Source organism: Paenibacillus sabinae T27 (genome assembly GCF_000612505.1).
Lineage (GTDB): Bacteria > Bacillota > Bacilli > Paenibacillales > Paenibacillaceae > Paenibacillus_AQ > Paenibacillus_AQ sabinae.
Window position 1 is genome coordinate 3,567,167 of the sequence record NZ_CP004078.1, and the last position, 18,951, is coordinate 3,586,117.

Here is an 18,951-nt window from a genome sequence, read left to right on the forward strand (position 1 = left end):
TTACAGCTGCGCCTCGCGCACGAAAGCCCGGACAAGTCCGATAAACTTCGGCTTGGTCAGATTCGCCACCTTGACCACCTGCTCATGCGTCAGCGGCTCCAGCTCGTCACCGATCGCCATGTCGGTGATACAGGTGATGCCGAGCACTCTAAGCCTGCTGTGGCTTGCGGCAATGACTTCGGGAACGGTGGACATGCCGACGGCATCGCCGCCAAGGTACGCGAGCATTTTCAGCTCGGAAGGCGTCTCGTAGGTCGGGCCGCTGATGCCCGCATATACCCCTTCCTGCAGCGTCAGACTCTCTCCGTCGGTTCCCTTGATTTCCGGAGCCAGCTTCTTGGCAAGCGCGATATATTCCGGATCGTAGGCCTTGGACATATCCGGGAAGCGAACGCCGAGCTCCGGATCATTCGGGCCGATCAGCGGGTTGTCTCCGGTCATATTCAGATGATCGGAAATCAGCATCAGGTCGCCAGCCTTGAACGCCCGGTTCATGCCGCCGCCCGCATTCGTGATGACAAGGGTGCCAATGCCGAGCTTGGCGAGAACGTATACGGGCAGCACGACTTTGCGCATCGGGTAGCCTTCATAGTAGTGAAAGCGGCCCTGCATAATAATAACGTCCTTGCCTTCCAGCTTGCCGATAACGAACCGTCCGGCATGGCCTTCTACTGTCGAACGTGGAAAATGAGGAATCTCCTCATAAGGCAAATATACGGCATCCTCAATCTGATCGCCGAGATCACCGAGACCGGAGCCGAGAATCAGCCCGATAACCGGCTTATAAAAGCCCAGCTTGGACTCGATATAGGCGGCGGCTTCCTTCACCTGCGCGCCGTAATTGGCTGCTTCGGATGCACTGTTAGCGGATGGTGTCATTGTGGATTCCTCCTCAATTGTCAAAGTTAATGTGCCGGGGTCCCCGCAAAGTACCTGAATAAGCTTCATGAAGTAAGCTTCACTTTGCGGGGGGAGTTTTACATTTTCGGAATAAGGGCAAGCACAAGGCTCAAGAAGCGCTCACGGACACGTTCCGCCGTCTCCATGACCTCGTTATGGGACAAGGGCTGATCCAGAATCCCCGCAGCCATGTTGGTAATACAGGAGATGCCGAGCACCTCGATGCCTGCATGGCGGGCGACGATCGTCTCCGATACGGTGGACATGCCGACCGCATCGGCTCCCAGGCGGCGCAGCATGACGATCTCGGCGGGCGTCTCGTAGCATGGGCCGAGCAGGCCTGCGTATACGCCTTCCTTGAAGGTGAAATTCTGCGCCTTCGCGGTTTCGCGCGCAGCCGCGATCAGCCGGCGGCTGTACGGCTCGGACATGTCGGGGAAACGCACGCCAAGCGCGGGATCATTTGGTCCCATCAGCGGATTGCGGCCCGTCAGATTGAGATGGTCGGTAAGGAGCATCAAATCCCCGGCCGAGAAGTCCGTATTGACGCCACCGGCGGCGTTGGTGACGAGCAGGCTCGTTACGCCAAGCTCTTTCATGACGCGGACGGGGAATGCTGTCGTCTCTGGCCCGTAGCCTTCGTACATGTGAAAGCGGCCTTTCATCATCACGACCTTGCGGCCTTCAATCGTACCGATCAGCAGTTCTCCTTCATGTCCTTCTACAGTGGACACCGGAAAATGGGGGATATCCTGATAAGGAATGCTTATGCCGTCCTGAATCAGATCGGCCAGAATGCCGAGACCCGAGCCGAGAATCAGCCCAATTTCCGGCGCTTCCGCGCCTTTGCTCCGGATATATTCTGCCGCTTGCTGAATCGCGCCGAGGCTGGTTGTGTTTGTCATGTATGCTCCTCCTTAAAGTAAACTTATATATGGGATGATACGAATTTATTTCAGCTCCCCGAGGAAGCTTGTTCCGTACTTCGGCGCCGCTGCTCCAAAATTATCGGCGATGGTCGCCGCCACATCGGAGAAGGTGGAGCGGACGCCAAGGCTGTCCGGCGCCTGAAGCTTCGGACCGTACACCAGCAGCGGCACATATTCGCGGGTATGGTCGGTTCCGCTGTGCACGGGATCGTTGCCGTGATCGGCAGAGACGATCAGCAGATCATCCTCACCCAAGGCGGATATAATGTCCGGCAGCGCCTGGTCGAACACTTCGAGAGCGCGGCCGTAGCCTTCCGGATCACGCCGGTGGCCATACAGCGAATCAAAATCGACGAGGTTCGTGAACAGCAGCCCCTCGAACGGCTTGCGGAGCTGTTCTATCGTCACCTCGATGCCGTGCTCATTGCTCTTGGTCGGGTGGGCCGCCGTTACGCCCTCGCCCGAGAAAATATCGTTGATCTTGCCTACGGCAATCACATCTTTGCCGATGTCGGCCAGCGCGTTCATTACCGTCGGCTCCGGCGGCTTCACCGCGTAATCATGCCGGTTCGGCGTGCGGGTGAAGTTTCCCGGCTGGCCGACGTACGGGCGGGCGATGACGCGGCCGACCGAGAATTCCGGCGCCATCGTCAGCTCTCTGGCGATATGGCAGGCGCGGTACAGCTCGTCCAGCGGAATGATCTCCTCATGCGCGGCAATCTGAAAGACGCTGTCGGCCGAGGTATAGACGATCCAGGCCCCCGTCTTCATCTGTTCTTCTCCGTATTCCACGAGAATTTCCGTACCTGACGCCGGCTTGTTGCCGAGGACTTTCCGGCCTGTCGCAGCTTCGAATTTAGCGATCAGCTCTGCCGGAAAGCCGTCTGGATATGTATTAAACGGCGTCTCAATCTTCAGACCCATCAGTTCCCAGTGGCCGGTCATTGTATCTTTGCCGACCGAAACTTCCTGCATCTTTCCATAATAGGCTTTCGGCTGCGGAACCGGACCCAGCGGCGGAAGGGGGGCGATGTTCGCTAGACCTAAGCGCTGCATGTTCGGCAGCTTCAGCCCCGGGTTCCGCTCCAAAATATGTCCCAGCGTATGCGAACCCGCATCGCCGAAGCTGGCGGCGTCCGGCGCTTCTCCAATACCTACGCTGTCCAGAACGATAAAGCAAATCCGTTTAAAAGAGGACACTATGTCCACGCTCCTTCATTTGTAAGAAATCGTTAGGTTATTACGTTCATTCCTGTCATGCCCCGGGTGAAGGAGCGCTTGTCCGGCGTTACCGCGCCCGGGGATGATATCTTTCATAAACTTCTTTCATGTTCCCGCGCGCGATGCCGCTGTACATTTGCGTCGTGGAAATATCGGCATGTCCGAGCATCTGCTGGACGGAGCGCAGATCGGCTCCCCCCTCAAGCAGATGGGCGGCGAATGAATGCCGCAGCGTATGCGGAGTAATATCCTGCCGCGTATTCGTTTCCTTCGCGTATTTTTTAATCGTTTTCCAGAATCCTTGCCGGGTCAATCTACCGCCCAGACTGTTCAGAAACAGCGCCGGTTCATCCTTGCCTGCCCGAAGAAGCTTGTCCCGGCTGTTCTTGAGATATGCCTCCACACATTCGGAAGCAACGGCGCCGATCGGTACCACCCTCTCCTTGCCGCCGGAACCGGAGCATCGCGCGAATCCAAGCGCCGTCTGGACATCGCCCGCATCAAGCATAACCAGCTCCGATACCCGGATTCCAGTCGCGTACAGCAGCTCCAGCATCGCCTTGTCCCGCAGGCCATGCGTTGTGGAGACGTCGGGCGCTGCCAAGAGACGCTCCACCTCGTCCAAGCTGAGAATCACGGGCGGTTTCTTCTCCGGCTTCACCGCTTCTACCTCAAGCGTGGGGTCCGCAACGATCAGCCGCTCTTTAAGGAGAAAATGAAAAAAGGCCCGGATCGAGACCGTGCTGCGGTTAATCGTCGACGCGGCCCGGCCGGCCGTCTTCAGCCCGCCAAGATAGAGCGTGATCAGCGGCTTGCGGAATTCTTGAGGAGTCGTAGCGCCCCGCTCCGCGGCATAGTCCAAAAACTGGGAGATATCGCGGCCGTAGGATTCAAGCGTACTGGGCGACACGTTTTTTTCACGGGAAAGGTATTGTAAAAAATCCTGCAAAGTTGACTTCATAATCCTCCCTCCCGCCTTGTGCGCCGTTTAATGTGATTAGAGATTCGGGCGACAGCGGCGCTTTCATTCCCCGTACCAGTAATACAGGCGCAGCCGCTCCGACGGACTCAGCTCCCCGCCCCCCGGCTGAATTTCGCGAAACGCCCGCACCGCCGAACCTTCCGGAATCTCCGAATCGGGCACAGGTCCCATCCAGCGATGAAGCAGGTCCATTATATTATAGAACAGGCAGCTCAGCGCGACAAATATCACAATAAAAAAGAGCCTCCGAAGCGCTTTCGGTACAGAAAAGACCATGTTCGCATTCCTCCCGCAGGTGGGATAAGATTGGCCGCAGGGCTGATCCCTTTCGTTTTCCATTTTTACGGACAATCCCCGTGCTTCACTTTATGCGAATCTGGTCTCCCTTATGTGTGACGCGCTGTGCGCAGCCATGAATAAAGGCCTTCCAAGCGCACGAATCTTCCCCGTTACAATAAAAAAACACCTGTCATGCCAAAGAAGCTGCACAATCCCTTTTCTGACATTACTAAAAAGCCCTCCCCGGCAAAAAGCCGGAAAGAGCTTTAACGTGCGTCTTCTATCCACTTGCCTGCCTGACTCTATGCATTCAATCGGCCCGGTTGTTATCCGATTTGTTCTTCTCCCTGCAACGATAGCAAATCCCGTGAAAATCGAGCCTGTGGTCGATTACGGAGAAATTGAATTCCTTATCCAGCTTCTCCTCCATCGGTCCGAGCCAATCTTCGCGGATCTCGTCCATGCTGCCGCACTGCACACAAATCAAATGATGATGATGATGCTTGGAGGTATCCGTGCGCAGATCGTATCTTGCGACGCCGTCGCCGAAGTTGATCTTCTCCACAATATGCAGCTCGCTTAGCAGTTCAAGGGTACGGTATACGGTCGCAAGACCGATCTCGGGGGCCTTCTCCTTTACGAGCATGAACACATCTTCCGCGCTGAGGTGGTCTTCCTCATTCTCCAGAAGTACGCGCACCGTCGCTTCCCGTTGGGGTGTAAGCTTGTATCCTTGGGATTGCAGTTGCTGCTTAATTTTATCGATCTTGTCTTCCATATTCATTCTCCCTCCCCCCAGGAAAATAGCGCTGCGTTCTCTGAAAATCACTTCTTTCATTATAGGGGGAGTAATCTTGAGAAGTCAAACGCTTTTACTGCCCGTTAACCTCCGTCGCGTTCTGCACCAAAGCGGGGGTCACCCACTTCATCATCGACGGAGTCACCCAGGTCTCGAAGGACGAAACGCCAAGAATGAGAAGCGCCATGATAAAGGACAGCAGTGTATACATGGCAAAAGGACGCCCTACATGAAGCGGACGGCGCGCAATCACCCGGCTGCGGATCATCAGCAGAGAGAAGGCGATCGCCGATGCGCTGCATATGAGGATCACCGGGATGACGACCATATTATGGGGCGCGACCGACACGAGGGCGAACAGCAGGCCGTGCCACGAATATTGGCTGACCAGACAACCGACCGTGAAGCCGATCAGGACCCCCTTGAGGAAATCCAGAATCAGAATTCCGGGAAGTCCGATAACCGACAAGCCGAGAATCCAGATCAGGCCGATCCATTTCAGATGAAGCCCGGCGATGCTCCAGAATGACTCCGGGGCCGCAGGCAGCCCGTTCTGGTCAACCATCACGAAGAAATTGCCGAGATAATCGGCAAGCTCCTGCTGCTGGTCCATTGTCAGCGCGCTGACGATCAGGGCGCCGAAGACGACCCCTACCAAGAATAATACGGCGACAAAAATATAAAGCGGCGTCTGCTCTTTAATCATATGACGGAAGTTCCGCATCGGGACGTTCTCCTCTCCTGGTCACATGTTACACCTTATGAAGAAGCGTCCCGCTCTATGACTTGTCCTTGGACGGCTGCGCGACCCGGCCGTATGTTCCGCCCCCGCCGGCGGTGAGCTCCAGCGTCCCGGTTCGGGCGGCGGCGATTTTGGAAGCCAGTTCGGAACCGGCCACGGCCGCCAGCTCCTCCTCGGCGACCTCATGAAGAATATTCATCTCGGTGCCGAAGGCTTCCAGCAGCAGATTCATCTTTGCCTTGCCCAGGCCCGGGATGAACTCCAGCGGAACCTGATAGCGGTACGGCGGACGGTAACCGGGGATAACCGGCTCCTCCCTGTCGGCGATGCTCAGAATCCGGTCCAGTACGCCCTGAACCAGCTTCGTCCCGCCGCAGTACGGGCACCGCTGCGAGGTGGCATAGGCTTCGTCGATAATGCTGCCGCAGCCGGCGCAGTAGGTGCGGTGATATTTGCCCAGCCGTGGATTCAGCCCGTAATTGGCCGTAACCCCCCGGCCTTTGCGGCGCTCCAGCGCAAGCCTCAGCTCCGCAAACGAAGGAGCCGCCAGCTCCATTTCGTTGTATTCGCGGCCGATCTTGCCCAGCGAATGCGCGTCCGAGTTCGTCAGGAACGTGAACGGATCAAGCTCGGAAATATACCCGGCCATTTCCGAATCCGCGCTGAGGCCGAGCTCGACTCCGGCAATCCGCCGGAGATCGAACAATTCGGCCATCCGCTCGGCGGCGCAGCCGTAGAGGCCCTTGTGCGGTGTGAAAATATGGGCGGGGATCAATATCCCGCCGCGTCCGTAGATCTCGTCCTGAAGCTCCCTGGACGGGACATAAATGCGTTGGGAGCTGAGATCGACGTTCTTCATATGGCGCCCCATCCAAGCGCTGAATTCGCTCATCGCCCGAAGATCGGGCATAAAGGCCAGCACATGGCACTCCTTGCGGCCCGGCTCGCGGATTTCAATCTCCGTCCCGAGCACGATGGCCGTTTCCCGGTACGCGATGCCGCCGCCTTCGGCTTCGGTCATCTCGCCTTCATCCAGACAGCGCATAATATCCCGCTGCACGGAAGGCGAGTGGCTGTCGATAATGCCGATCAAGCCGATGCCTTTGCGTTCGGCGGCTTCCCGGGCAATCCCGGCAAAGGTCAGATCGCGGCTGCCGCTGATCTTGACCGCCCGGCCCTCCGACGTTCTGCCGATATGAACGTGCAGATCGCAGTAATAACGGGCAAGCGTTGGTTCCGCGGCCGATTTGAGTGCCGCTGACGCAGACGAATCTCCCTCTGCTGCATTCCGTCCTGCCTGTTTCGGCTCGTTCCGCGCTAGTTCCATTTTCCGGTCAGCGTGCGCAGATGCCAGGCATAAACCGCCATAATCGTCTTCGCATCGGCGATCCGCCCGTCGGCGATGTATTCGTACGCTTCCTCCAGCGTCAACTCGGACACGACGAGGAATTCATCCTCGTCCAGCGACATCTCGCCGCTCTGCGCGTTCTCCGTCACATACAGATGGATAATCTCATCGGCAAAGCCCGGAGAAGTATAGAACGACTTCAGCAGGAACAGATCGCCGCTGTGAAATCCCGTCTCTTCATGCAGCTCCCGTCCGGCCGCTTCCAGCGGGTCTTCGCCGGGGTCCAGCTTGCCCGCCGGAATCTCCACTTCCGTCCGTCCCATCGGTTGGCGGAATTGCTCGACCACGAGCATTTTCCCCTTGTTCAGCGCCAGCACCGCCACCGCGCCCGGATGCTTCACCACTTCACGGGTTGCCGTGTTGCCGTCCGGCAGGGTCACCGTGTCCACCTGCAGCTTAATGATCCTGCCTTCAAAAATCGGCCGGGTGGATACCGTAATTTCGTCCAGCGCCGGATTGGCGGGCCATTCTTTTTTTATTCCGGTTCCTTGATTGTTCATAGGTTTCAGGTCTCCTTTGTCTCTGGTCTGCATACGGTGTATTATAGCAAACTTCAATAGAAAGAAGGAAACCTTCATGAACAACCAGGTAGGTCGTACCCGCCGTACCGGCTTGTTTCTCTCGGGAAAACCGGACCATATCCGAAAGGAGCTGCTCGCCTTGCAGCAGCGGTATGGGCCGGATATGCCGCTCTCGTATGTGCTGTCGCTGTACACCCCGGAATATACCCGACTAACTCCGGAGAACCGCCTTCTGCCCGCAGCTCCTCAGGCCATATAAAGCGGGGGAAGCCCTTTAAGATGCCCGTATCTTCTGGTATGGCGGACGACTACCTCAGTTGTTGATGAATAAGTAAAAAAGCTGCTCCATAAACCGATCTTCCGGTCTATGGAGCAGCTTCGCGTACACTAGCGGCTGCCGCCGGCCTCTCTAATTCAAGAACAGGCTCCTGCGGCTGCTTTGCCTTTATTTACTTGCGCTTTCCTTGACGATCGCCAATACCAGCTCGGCTGCCTTGACGATATCGCTGGCCTTGATGCGCTCCTTGGTCGTGTGGATATTCTCGTAGCCAATCGCCAGATTCAGCGTCGGCACGTCCAGCCCGTTGAACACATTGGCGTCGCTTCCGCCGCCCGACGGGAAACGTCTTGGCGTCAAGCCGATCGACGAAATGGCCCGCTCGGCCAGCTGTACAATGGGATCATGCTCGTTGAAGCTGAAGGCCGGGTAAATGATCTCGCTGCGGAATTCGCATTTCGCCCCGTACCCGCGCACTGTCGTTTCCAGCGCTTCACGCATCTGGGCGAGCTGCAGATCCACCTTGTCCTGGACAATGCTTCGCGCTTCAGCCTCCAGCTGCACATAATCGCAGACAACATTGGTCGGGCCGCCGCCGGCAAATTTGCCGATATTGGCTGTCGTCTCGCTGTCGATTCGGCCAAGCTTCATCGCCGCAATCGCTTTGCCTGCCACCTGGATGGCGCTGATTCCGTCTTCGGGATTGACGCCTGCATGGGCGGATTTTCCGAAGATTTCCATCTTGATCTTGGCCTGCGTCGGAGCGGCTACCGCGATGGCGCCGATTTCGCCGTTGGAATCCATCGCAAAGCCGAAATCCGCGTCCAAATATTTCGGGTCCAGCGAGCGGGAGCCAACGAGCCCGGATTCTTCGCCCGCCGTGATCACGAATTGGATTTGTCCATGCGGTATACTCTGTTCCTTAATTACCCGAATTCCTTCAAACAGCGCGGCCAGACCCGCTTTGTCGTCCGCCCCGAGGATAGTCGTGCCGTCGCTCGTAATCCAGCCGTCTTCGCCGAGCGTAGGCTTGATTCCCTGACCCGGAACGACGGTATCCATATGGCAGGTGAACAGCAGCTTCGGAGCGTCCTCTGCCGCATTTTCCGCTGGCCAGGTCACAATCAGATTGCCCGCACCGTGCCCGGTTCTTTCCTGGGAATCGTCTTCTACGGCTTCAAGTCCCAGCTCCTTGAATTTGGCGATCAGATGATCGGCGATGTTCCGTTCATTTTTCGTCTCGCTGTCGATCTGGACCAGCTCCATAAACTCCTGAATCAATCGGTCTTGTACTACCACCGGACTTCCCTCGCTTTCAAGTATACGTTACAATGGGATTAAACTAATTTCAAAGGAGTCACTCATGCAACGTCAAAAATGGTTCCGTATCTTTATTTATGTAATGCTGCTGGCAATGGTCGCCTCCACCCTATTGGTTGTCATCGAGCCTTTCATCGCCGGATAATTAGTCCGCGGGGCTTCTCCCGCTTATTCCAGCGGCCCGGGTATCCCGGGCCGCTGTTTCGTTTTATTTGAAGGCCCCGGCTCCCGCCCAGTCCGATTCGATCGTGCCATAAGGAAAAATGTTCAGAAAATGGGGAATGAGCGCCGCGGCGACCTCTTCCACCTCGAACCGGCGGCCTACGCATTCTTCCAGCGAGGTAACGCCGTACTGCGAGATGCCGCAGGGAATGATCCCCCGGAAGCCTTCCGCCCCGATGCCCTCCCGGATATTCAGCGCAAAGCCGTGGCTCGTTATAAAGCCTTTACCCGCGCGGCTTCGGTTGAATTTGACCCCGATGGCACATATTTTGACGTCGCCGACCCAAACTCCCGTATACTCCGGCTTTCTCCCGCCCTCAATCCCGAAGGTGGCGAGGTAATCGATAATCACCTGTTCCAGCGACCGCAGGTAACCGTGAAGATCCACTCTGCCTTGCTCGCCGATCCGCAGCAACGGATAGCCGACAAGCTGGCCCGGCCCGTGATAGGTAATGTCCCCTCCGCGGTCAATTTCAAACACCGAAATCCCTTGTTCCCGAAGCTGCTCGGCGCTCATCAACAGATGCTCGGGGTGATTTTGCGATCCGATCGTATAGGTTGGCGGGTGCTGCAGAAAGATCAGTTGCTCGGGACGCTCACCGGCGTCGATGGCGCGGACGGACTCTTTTTGCAGATCCCAGGCGTGGCCGTATTCGATCATGGGAAAATAGGATATTTCGAGCTTTCGAGGTTCTGTGCTGTTCATGCTTAAACATCTCCCTTCCCGCGATTTTCACGGAGCCTGTATCAAGAAGAAACAGCTGACGGCGTCTTTTTAAGACGCAGATGCGTTTCTCTTAGAAATAGAAGTCAAAATGATAAGCGCCCGGCTTATACATCTTATATTTTAAGAAGAAACGGATACTCCGTTTTTTTAGCAGTTTATTCAGTTTATTCAGCTTATTAATGCTAATTTCAAAAAAGGGCCTCTCCGGACGTCCGGAGGTCACTTTGACCCCGTCCATCCGGAGCCAGCCGCTTCCGCTTCTAGTAGACGTTCGTTTCCATACTGTAGTTCTCGATATTGTCCTTCACGCGCTGCAGGAATCGGCCGCAGATGACGCCGTCGAGAATCCGGTGATCCAGCGACAGGCAGATATTAGCCATCGAACGGACGGCGATCATGTCGTTGATGACGACCGGCTTTTTCACAATCGATTCAAAGGTCAGAATGGCCGCCTGCGGATAATTGATGATCGGATAAGACAAAATCGAGCCGAAGGAGCCGGTATTGTTCACGGTGAACGTTCCGCCCTGCATATCCTCCAGACGAAGCTTGCCTTCGCGCGTCTTCACCGCCAGCTCTTCGATTTCCCGGGCAAGGCCCGCCACGTTCTTCTGGTCGGCCTTTTTGATGACCGGCGTCATCACCGAGTCCTCGGTGCCCACCGCCAGCGAAATGTTGATGTCCCGCTTGACGATGATTTTGTCGACGGCCCAGACGGAGTTCATGATCGGATAATCCTTGATCGCGCTGACGACGGCTTTCATGAGGAAAGCGAGATAGGTCAGATTAATGCCTTCCCGGCGCTTGAATTCGTCCTTCAGCTTGTTGCGAAGCAGCACGAGATTCGTCACGTCCACCTCGATCATCGTCCAGGCGTGCGGAATTTCCGAGACGCTCTGGCGCATGCGCGTCGCAATCGTATTACGGATCGGCGTCACGTCGATCAGATACTCGGACCGGCCGCTCTCGACCTCAATCTCGGGGATGCGCGGCGATTCGGACAGATGCAGCCCGGAATGCCGGACGGGCGGCAGCGTCTCCTGCGGCGCGGGCGCTCCCGTCGGCGCGGCGGCGAACGCCGCGCTGTGCGGCTGCGCCGCCGCGCCGGCAGCCGGCTCCGGCGCGGGGCGGCTCTGCGGCGCTGGTGCAGCCGCAGGGCCGTTCGCAAGGAACGCTAGCACGTCCTTGCGCGTGACCCGTCCGCCGAGGCCGGTGCCCGGCACGGCGGACAGATCAATGCTGTGCTGCGCCGCGAGGCTCTGCACAGCGGGGGAATAACGCGCCTGCATCGGCGCGTCCGGGTTGTACGCGGCATGGGCTGCGCCTAATGCCGCGGGCTGCGCCGCCGCCGGAGCAGCGGCGGCGGAAGCTGCGCGCTGCGGCGCAGCAGCGCGCGCGGGAACGGCGGCTTCGGGAGCCGCCGAAGCCGGGGCCGCCGGAGCGGGCACGGCGATCCGGCAGATCACTTCGCCGACCGCGACCGTCTGCCCTTCCTCCGCCAGAATGTCGCCCATGACGCCGTCCACGGTGGACGGCAGCTCGGCGTTAACCTTATCCGTAATCACTTCGCATAGCGGCTCATACTGCTCCACCGGGTCGCCCGGCTTCTTCAGCCATTTGCCGATTGTTGCCGATACAAGCGACTCCGCAAGCTGCGGCATCGTCACGTCCGTCAACTGCTTGTTGTCGGTCATACTTTCACTCCTTAGATGTCCTGCTCTTACAAGACCGTGTCTTCATTGGTTGCCAGTTGTAAACCATTGTGAGCCCGTGATCCAATAGCTAAACGGGAATTCCTCCCGTTTAATCGATGAAATGGAGCGCTTTTTATCACATAAGACGGAAAAACTCCAGTTTATTCACTAAAAAACCGTCTTTTTCATCCAAATGAGCAAAATAAGCGGGAACAATTCCCGTTCATTGCCTGATTTGTTCGGTTGGAGACAAATATAGGGGAGTTTTTCCCTTTCAAGGGGGGACACGGCCGGCTTGCTTGCGCTCAGGGACTTTCCGCCAGCGCGCCAGGCCCTTACGGCCTCCGGGCGTCTCGCCTTCTCTGCTCCGCTGGCCCCGCAAGAGACGCGACTTTAGCTCTTCTGCCAGCGCGACCGGCCAAGCTTGCTAACGCTCAGGGCCTTTCCGACAGGGCACTAGGCCCACGGCCTCCGGGCGTCTCGCCTTCCCCGATCTGCTGGCTCCGCCAGCAACGCGGCTTTGGCCCTTCTGCCATTGCGACCGGCCAAGCTTGCTCGCGCTCAGGGCCTTTCCGCCAGCGCACTAGGCCCTTACGGCCAACGTACGCCTCGTCTTCACCACTCCGCTGGCCAGGCCAGCAACGCAGCTTCGGCCTTTCCGCCAGCCCCCCAGCCAACTAAGCCTCCGTCTCCGCTTCGCAACAAGCGGCAACTGCCCGCGCCACGCGGCCACATGCCCGTCAGCCTCTAATACTGCGCCAGGCGCAGCATTTCCGCCTTCACCTTATCCTTGCTAAGCATAAAGAACTTCTCCATCGGCGGGCTGATCGGCATCGCCGGAACATCCGGGCCGCAGAGCCGGAAGATCGGCGCGTCCAGCTCGAACAGGCACTCCTCGGCGATAATCGCCGCGACCTCGGCGCCAACGCCGCCGGTCTTGTTATCCTCGTGCACGATCAGCACTTTGCCGGTGCGCCTCACCGCGGCCTTGATCGCTTCGCGGTCGAGCGGCTGAAGCGTGCGCAGATCGAGAATATGCGCCGTTATGCCTTGTTCGCGCTCCAGCTCAGCCGCCGCCTGCATCGCAAAATGCAGCGGCAGGCTGTACCCGATCACCGTGATGTCATCGCCCTCGCGCAGCAGATTCGCTTCTCCGATGGGAACGGTGTAGTCGCTCTCCGGAACGTCCTCCTTGATCAGCTTGTAGCATTTCTTGTTCTCGAAGAACAGCACCGGATCGGGATCGCGGACGGCGGCTTTCAGCAGCCCTTTCGCGTCGTAGGCCGAGTACGGCGCGACGATCTTAAGGCCCGGTGTTCCGAAGAAGATCGACTCCGGACACTGGGAATGGTACAGCCCGCCGAAAATGCCGCCGCCAATCGGCGCGCGGATCACGACCGGGCAGGTCCAGTCGTTGTTGGAGCGGTACCTGATTTTGGCCGCTTCACTGATAATCTGGTTGGTCGCCGGCAGCATGAAATCGGAGTACTGCATTTCCGCGATCGGCTTCATGCCGTACATTGCAGCTCCGATCGCCACACCGGCAATCGCCGATTCCGCAAGCGGTGTATCCAGTACGCGCTCCGCGCCGAACTGCTCCTGCAGCCCCTTGGTCGTCGTGAACACGCCGCCTTTGACACCGACATCCTCGCCGAGAACGAAGACGGAGTCGTCGCGCTCCATTTCTTCCTTCATCGCCAGCCGGATGGCATCGATATATTCCATCATCGCCATGACTTATACCCCTCCCTCGGAATCGCTGTACACATGCAGCAGCGTATCTTCTGCTTTCGGGAACGGCGCATTGTCGGCGTATTCGATCGCTTCTTTCAATTCCAGATTGCACTGGGCCGCGAAATCGCGTTCTTTCTCATCGTCCCACAGGCCGAGATCCGTCAAATAACTGCGGAACCGGGCCACCCCGTCCTTTTTCCAGTTCTCTTCAACCTCTTCCTTGGTGCGGTAAGCGAGGTCATTGTCGGACGTGGAGTGCGGGGATAGACGGTACATCATCGCTTCGATCAGCGTCGGTCCTTCGCCGGCAAGCGCCCGCTCGCGGGCCTCTTTGACAACTCGGTAAACCTCCAGCGGGTCGTTGCCATCCACACGGATGCCCGGAAAGCCGTAGCCAAGCGCGCGGTCGCTGACCTTGCCGCCAAGCTGGCGGTGAGCCGGAATCGAGATCGCGTACTGGTTGTTCTCGCACATAATAATGACCGGGAGTTTATTGACCCCGGCAAAGTTGCAAGCCTCATGAAAATCTCCCTGGTTGCTGGAGCCTTCCCCGAATGTGACGAACGAAACGAACTTCTTCTTCTGCATCTTCGCGGCCAGCGCAAAGCCGACTGCATGCGGCACTTGGGTTGTCACGGGACTGGAGCCGGTAACAATGCGCAGCCGCTTGCTGCCAAAGTGGCCGGGCATCTGCCGCCCGCCGCTGTTCGGGTCCTCCGCCTTGGCGAACACCGACAGCATCAGCTCGCGGGTCGTCATGCCGACGGACAGCACGAATGCATAGTCGCGGTAATAAGGAAGAAAATAATCATTCTCCCGGTCCAGCGCAAAAGCCGCCGCCACCTGGGCCGCTTCCTGGCCGATGCCCGAGACGTGGAAGTTGATCTTCCCGGCCCGCTGAAGCAGCAGGCTGCGCTCATCGTATTTGCGGGCCAGCGCCATATATCGGTACATGTCGATCACTTGGCCGTCGGTGAGTCCAAGCGGTTCATGCCTGTTCACTTTGTTCACAGTACCTTGCGTATCCATAATAAAGGTGCCTCCTTATTCATAAGGCCCCGACTTTCGTGCAGGCGGGCAGATCCATATATTGATCTGATCTTAAAACCTGGTACTAATCGGGCATGAGTCTATTATATAGCGTTTGACTTCAAAAAGAAAAGCCGATTAGCGCCCGTTTACACCAGATATCAGCGCCCCGGCTCCGGTTTCCCCCCGCTTCGGCCCCGCACCCCGAGCGCTGCAGAATAATGCGCGCTTTTATCGTCGTCCCGTCTGCTGGAGTCGTCCATTCTCAGGAACCCTGACAGAACCTGACTTCCGTTTAAATACCGATAGCCTTGCCGTCCACAGCGAGCATCGCTTCGCCGACGATTTCGGAGAGTGTCGGATGCGCGTGGATCGTTTCGCCAACTTCCCAAGGCGTCGCATCCAGCATTTGGGCGAGTGCGGCTTCGCCGATCAGATCCGTCACATGGGGGCCGATCATCTGCACGCCGAGAATATCCCCGCTGGCCTTGTCGGCGACAACCTTCACAAATCCGTCCTTCGAGCCGTACACGAGCGCTTTGCCGATCGCCGAGAACGGGAACTTGCCGGTGGCGACATCGTGACCTAGGTCTTTAGCCTCCTGCTCCGTATATCCCACGCTGGCTACCTCGGGACGCGTGTATACGCAGCGCGGGACGAGATGCGGCTGGTACGGATGCAGCGGCTCACCCGCCAGATGATTGACTGCCATAATGCCTTCATGACTCGCCGCGTGGGCCAGCTGCAGCCCGCCGATGCAGTCCCCGATGGCGTAAATATGCGGCTCGTTCGTCTGCATGTTGGCGTTCACTTCGATAACGCCATTATCGAAGCGGATATCGGTGTTCTCGAGGCCGATATTCTGAATATTGGCCGCTCTCCCCACCGATACGAGCAGCTTGGACGCGGACAGCGTCTCGGCCTTTCCGCCCCGGGTCACTTCCACGCTGACGCCTTCCTCCGTCACCCGGCTTGTTCCCGCGTTCACCGTTACGTCTGTCATTACGGTCACGCCGCGTTTTTTGAGCAGACGCTGCAGCTCCCGCGCCACTTCCTTATCCTCACGGGGCAGCAGTTGGTCCGACGCTTCCACTATCGTGACCTCGACGCCAAAATCAGCGAGCATCGATGCCCATTCCACGCCGATGACGCCGCCACCAACAATCAGCATCGAGGCCGGCAGTTCCTCCATCCGCAGCGCTTCCTCGCTGCTCAGAATGAACTGTCCATCCGGTTCAAATCCCGGAATGGCGCGGGGACGCGACCCTGTAGCGATAATGAGGTTGGCCGGAACCACCGTCTCCATTTCGCCGTCTTCCAGCTCCACCGCGACCGCTCCGCTGCGCGGGGAGAAGATCGAAGGGCCGATCACCCGTCCCTTGCCTTTGAGCACCTGTATTTTATTTTTACGCATCAAATACTGAACACCCTGGTGCAGCTTCTCCACAATCTCTTCCTTGCGGCGCTGCACTTTTCCGAATGCCAGCTTGACGCCGGAAATTTCAATCCCGTATTCCTCGCTCTCCGCGATTTCCGCATACACCTCGGCGCTGCGCAGCAGCGACTTGCTTGGTATGCAGCCCCGGTGCAGGCAGGTCCCGCCGAGTTTGTCCTGTTCGATGACGACAACCGACTTCCCGAGCTGTGCGGCGCGGATCGCCGCCACATAGCCCCCGGTTCCTCCGCCGAGCACCGCCACGTCACATGATATGGTCATGAATATGTATCCCCCAGTCTTTTGCACAAATATTTCGCATGAATCCACTCTATTGTACTCTCTTTTGCCGCTATAAGAAAATCCGGCTGAATTTTTCGAAAGAAGCAGCACGAACGCTCCGCAAGCTACCGCAGTACCATAGACTTATAAAAATTTAAGCGTTATCATTAAAGCAGAAAAATCCGTTTAAATCCCCTTATCTTTAGGCTAAGGAGAGGAAGGGAATGCGCATGAAGCTGCTATTCTCCCGGTTTATCGCCATCCTGATTCTGGTATTTCCCGGATTGCTCGCCATGAAGGGCTTCGTCATGATGAAAGACGATCTCTTCGACTATATGGCCATGCACGGAGACCATACGGCCGCGCCGTCGTTTGCCTGGCTCCATTTTGCCGGAGGCCTTGTCCTGTTTGCGGCGGGCATGAGCTTCCTTGGCGGCTGGATTCTGACCCGTGACCGCAAGCGCAATTACGTCGGCCCCCGCTTCAAGGAGAAGCGCAAAGCCGGGCAGCCGCCTGCCAAACCCTCATCCTGATTGCCCGCCCGCACTACCTCCCAAGAAGAAACGCCTGACGGCGTCTTTCAAGACGCAAGTACGCTTCTCGTAGAAATATAAGTCAAAATGATAAGCACCAGGCTTATACATTCTTATATTTGCACATTAACCGGGGCTTGCCCGTCTTGTGCCATCCGGTTATTTTATCATCACAACTGCCGCCCTTACAAACAGTAATAAACAATAAAAATTTCCTCAATTTTCTAAAATATGTATAATCATTTCAAATCACCAGTTCGCGGAGGTGTGCTTATTGAAAAGATACCATCAGCTGGACTCCTTGAGAGGGCTCGCGGCCCTGTCTGTCGTCATCCATCATTTTGTATTTATTTTCACCGGATTGCTGTGGCTGGAAGCGTTGAACTACACCCCCTTGCGAATCTTGAAAGCCGGCCATGAGGCGGTCATCTTTTTCTTTGTCTTAAGCGGTTTTGTCCTGTCGCTGCCCTTCTACTCCGATAACAAAAAAGTGAATATCCCGCATTTTTTAATCAAAAGGCTGTGCCGGATCTATATCCCCTATATTGTCGCCGTGGGGTGCTCGATTGCGGCTTACCTCGCGTTTTACCGTCCGGGTGTGTACGCCGGCTTCAGCTCATTTTTCCAGGATGTATGGAGCGAGCCCTTGTCCTTTCGGCTGATCATGGAGCATGTCATTCTGCTCGGCAGCTTCAAAGATTACGCGCTGGACCCCGTCCTCTGGTCGCTGTCGGTCGAGTTAAGAATCTCGCTCATCTTTCCCTTCATCATGCTGTTCGTCAAGAAATTCAGCTGGAAGCCAAATATCGCTCTGGCCCTGCTCTTGCCCTGCTTATCGGTCCTGCTCAACAATCTGGCGCATCCGGCCAATCCGAGTCCGATTTCCTCCAATTTCTACTTCACTTTCCACTACCTTTCGTTCTTTATCCTGGGCGCGCTGGTCGCCAAATATCGGGTCAATCTCTTATCCGCGGCGCTGCGCTTAACTGTCAGACAGAAGTATGCCCTGCTGCTGCTCGGTTTGATGATCTATGCCTACGCCGGGATTGGCGATGCCGTGCTCAAAAGGCTGTTCTCCGCAAGCGGGGTTTGGGTGTCGCTGGCTGCCGATTGGGGAATCGCGGCGGGTGTCTGCATCCTGATTACGGCGGCGCTGTCTTCGCCAAGAATTTCAAACCTGCTCGGTCAAAAGCCGATTCGATTTCTGGGAGACATCTCCTACAGCCTCTATCTTTATCATTCGGTGGCACTGTTCTCCTGCATTTACGCTTTCCGCAATCTGCTGCCCATGTGGGCGACGCTCTTTATTGCCCTGTGCCTGTCGCTTCTCACGGCATGTCTGTCGTATTATTTGATTGAAAAGCCCTCGATTCAGCTCGGCAAAAAATGGACAAGCAGACCCGTCCGCAAGCTGGAGGAAGCGCAAGAAGTGGTGTAATACCGGCTGCCAAAGCCGGCAGGGAAAGGAGCAGCACCCATGTATGAATTAAAAACGAAAGAAAACGACAGCAGCGTTACCGAGTTTATCGAAAATGTGGACAACCCGAAGAAACGTGAGGACGCGTACAGGCTGCTCGATATTTTTACAGAAACAACCGGATTGTCCGCAAAAATGTGGGGGCCCAGCATCATCGGCTTCGGGTCCTATCATTACAAATATGCCACGGGCCATGAGGGCGATGCGCCGCTGGTCGGATTTTCGCCCAGAAAGGCCAAGATCAGCCTCTATCTTGCGCCGTATGATCCGGAACGCGAAGCGCTGCTCGCGGACTTTGGAAAATACACAGCCGGAAAGGGCTGCGTGTACATCAATAAAGTGGCGGACATCAAGGTGGAGGTGCTGGAAGCACTAATCACCCAATCGGTAGCGTTTCTGAAAAAAGCTTATCCCGGCGAGTGACCTGCGCCCGCGCGTGT

Annotated in this window: 20 protein-coding genes; 5 read left to right on the plus strand and 15 right to left on the minus strand. The window is 56.9% G+C overall.

Features of this window, described 5'->3' with window-relative positions:
* From PSAB_RS16440 to PSAB_RS16480, 9 genes are all read right to left on the minus strand, one after another.
* A complete protein-coding gene (locus PSAB_RS16440; protein WP_025335684.1) occupies positions 1 to 879 on the minus strand; it encodes a purine-nucleoside phosphorylase in 879 nt (292 codons plus the stop codon).
* A gap of 98 nt (positions 880 to 977) precedes the next feature.
* Complete coding sequence (locus tag PSAB_RS16445; protein ID WP_025335685.1) at positions 978 to 1,805, minus strand: purine-nucleoside phosphorylase; 828 nt, start codon at positions 1,803 to 1,805, stop codon at positions 978 to 980.
* Between the two features lie 45 nt (positions 1,806 to 1,850).
* Positions 1,851 to 3,029 carry a phosphopentomutase gene (gene deoB / locus PSAB_RS16450; RefSeq protein WP_084266544.1) on the minus strand — a complete coding sequence of 393 codons (1,179 nt, stop codon included), beginning with the start codon at positions 3,027 to 3,029 and terminating at the stop codon, positions 1,851 to 1,853.
* 88 nt (positions 3,030 to 3,117) lie between these two features.
* Positions 3,118 to 4,011 carry a site-specific tyrosine recombinase XerD gene (xerD, locus tag PSAB_RS16455; protein ID WP_025335687.1) on the minus strand — a complete coding sequence of 298 codons (894 nt, stop codon included), beginning with the start codon at positions 4,009 to 4,011 and terminating at the stop codon, positions 3,118 to 3,120.
* 63 nt (positions 4,012 to 4,074) lie between these two features.
* Positions 4,075 to 4,308 (minus strand): YqzK family protein, encoded by a 234-nt coding sequence (locus tag PSAB_RS16460; RefSeq protein WP_025335688.1) that lies wholly within the window; start codon positions 4,306 to 4,308, stop codon positions 4,075 to 4,077.
* 313 nt (positions 4,309 to 4,621) lie between these two features.
* Positions 4,622 to 5,089, minus strand: coding sequence for a ferric iron uptake transcriptional regulator (gene fur / locus PSAB_RS16465; RefSeq protein ID WP_025335689.1), 468 nt, complete (start codon positions 5,087 to 5,089; stop codon positions 4,622 to 4,624).
* Between the two features lie 94 nt (positions 5,090 to 5,183).
* Positions 5,184 to 5,834 carry a stage II sporulation protein M gene (gene spoIIM, locus PSAB_RS16470; RefSeq protein WP_025335690.1) on the minus strand — a complete coding sequence of 217 codons (651 nt, stop codon included), beginning with the start codon at positions 5,832 to 5,834 and terminating at the stop codon, positions 5,184 to 5,186.
* A 55-nt stretch (positions 5,835 to 5,889) separates the two neighbouring features.
* Complete coding sequence (locus PSAB_RS16475) at positions 5,890 to 7,179, minus strand: endonuclease Q family protein (protein WP_025335691.1); 1,290 nt, start codon at positions 7,177 to 7,179, stop codon at positions 5,890 to 5,892.
* Positions 7,170 to 7,760, minus strand: coding sequence for an NUDIX hydrolase (locus PSAB_RS16480; protein ID WP_025335692.1), 591 nt, complete (start codon positions 7,758 to 7,760; stop codon positions 7,170 to 7,172). Before PSAB_RS16480 ends, PSAB_RS16475 begins: the two co-directional genes overlap by 10 nt.
* 76 nt (positions 7,761 to 7,836) lie before the next feature.
* Between PSAB_RS16480 and PSAB_RS16485 the strand changes: the two genes are divergently transcribed.
* Entirely contained in the window at positions 7,837 to 8,040 is a 204-nt protein-coding gene (locus tag PSAB_RS16485) for a hypothetical protein (protein WP_025335693.1), read from the plus strand.
* Between the two features lie 186 nt (positions 8,041 to 8,226).
* Here the strand turns inward: PSAB_RS16485 and PSAB_RS16490 are convergent, their stop codons facing one another.
* A complete protein-coding gene (locus tag PSAB_RS16490; protein ID WP_025335694.1) occupies positions 8,227 to 9,357 on the minus strand; it encodes a M20/M25/M40 family metallo-hydrolase in 1,131 nt (376 codons plus the stop codon).
* A gap of 64 nt (positions 9,358 to 9,421) precedes the next feature.
* Between PSAB_RS16490 and prli42 the strand changes: the two genes are divergently transcribed.
* Positions 9,422 to 9,523: a stressosome-associated protein Prli42 gene (prli42, locus tag PSAB_RS25510; RefSeq protein ID WP_144240528.1), complete on the plus strand. Its 102-nt coding sequence runs from the start codon at positions 9,422 to 9,424 to the stop codon at positions 9,521 to 9,523.
* Positions 9,524 to 9,586: 63 nt separating this feature from the next.
* Here prli42 and lipB read toward each other — a convergent pair whose 3' ends face one another.
* The 5 genes from lipB to lpdA all read right to left on the minus strand — a co-directional run bounded on the left by lipB (position 9,587) and on the right by lpdA (position 16,501).
* Complete coding sequence (lipB, locus tag PSAB_RS16495; protein WP_025335695.1) at positions 9,587 to 10,306, minus strand: lipoyl(octanoyl) transferase LipB; 720 nt, start codon at positions 10,304 to 10,306, stop codon at positions 9,587 to 9,589.
* A gap of 281 nt (positions 10,307 to 10,587) precedes the next feature.
* Complete coding sequence (locus PSAB_RS16500) at positions 10,588 to 12,021, minus strand: dihydrolipoamide acetyltransferase family protein (protein WP_025335696.1); 1,434 nt, start codon at positions 12,019 to 12,021, stop codon at positions 10,588 to 10,590.
* A 747-nt stretch (positions 12,022 to 12,768) separates the two neighbouring features.
* Positions 12,769 to 13,755, minus strand: coding sequence for an alpha-ketoacid dehydrogenase subunit beta (locus PSAB_RS16510; protein WP_025335698.1), 987 nt, complete (start codon positions 13,753 to 13,755; stop codon positions 12,769 to 12,771).
* A 3-nt stretch (positions 13,756 to 13,758) separates the two neighbouring features.
* Positions 13,759 to 14,784 (minus strand): thiamine pyrophosphate-dependent dehydrogenase E1 component subunit alpha, encoded by a 1,026-nt coding sequence (locus PSAB_RS16515; protein WP_025335699.1) that lies wholly within the window; start codon positions 14,782 to 14,784, stop codon positions 13,759 to 13,761.
* A 295-nt stretch (positions 14,785 to 15,079) separates the two neighbouring features.
* On the minus strand, positions 15,080 to 16,501 hold the full coding sequence (gene lpdA / locus PSAB_RS16520) for a dihydrolipoyl dehydrogenase (RefSeq protein WP_025335700.1): 1,422 nt from the start codon (positions 16,499 to 16,501) through the stop codon (positions 15,080 to 15,082).
* 230 nt (positions 16,502 to 16,731) lie between these two features.
* On the opposite strand from lpdA, the gene PSAB_RS16525 reads away from it, so the two are divergent.
* The 3 genes from PSAB_RS16525 to PSAB_RS16535 all read left to right on the plus strand — a co-directional run bounded on the left by PSAB_RS16525 (position 16,732) and on the right by PSAB_RS16535 (position 18,934).
* Positions 16,732 to 17,034: a DUF2627 domain-containing protein gene (locus PSAB_RS16525; protein WP_025335701.1), complete on the plus strand. Its 303-nt coding sequence runs from the start codon at positions 16,732 to 16,734 to the stop codon at positions 17,032 to 17,034.
* 274 nt (positions 17,035 to 17,308) lie between these two features.
* Positions 17,309 to 18,472: an acyltransferase family protein gene (locus tag PSAB_RS16530; protein WP_025335702.1), complete on the plus strand. Its 1,164-nt coding sequence runs from the start codon at positions 17,309 to 17,311 to the stop codon at positions 18,470 to 18,472.
* A gap of 39 nt (positions 18,473 to 18,511) precedes the next feature.
* Complete coding sequence (locus PSAB_RS16535; RefSeq protein WP_025335703.1) at positions 18,512 to 18,934, plus strand: DUF1801 domain-containing protein; 423 nt, start codon at positions 18,512 to 18,514, stop codon at positions 18,932 to 18,934.
* Positions 18,935 to 18,951: the final 17 nt, after the last annotated feature.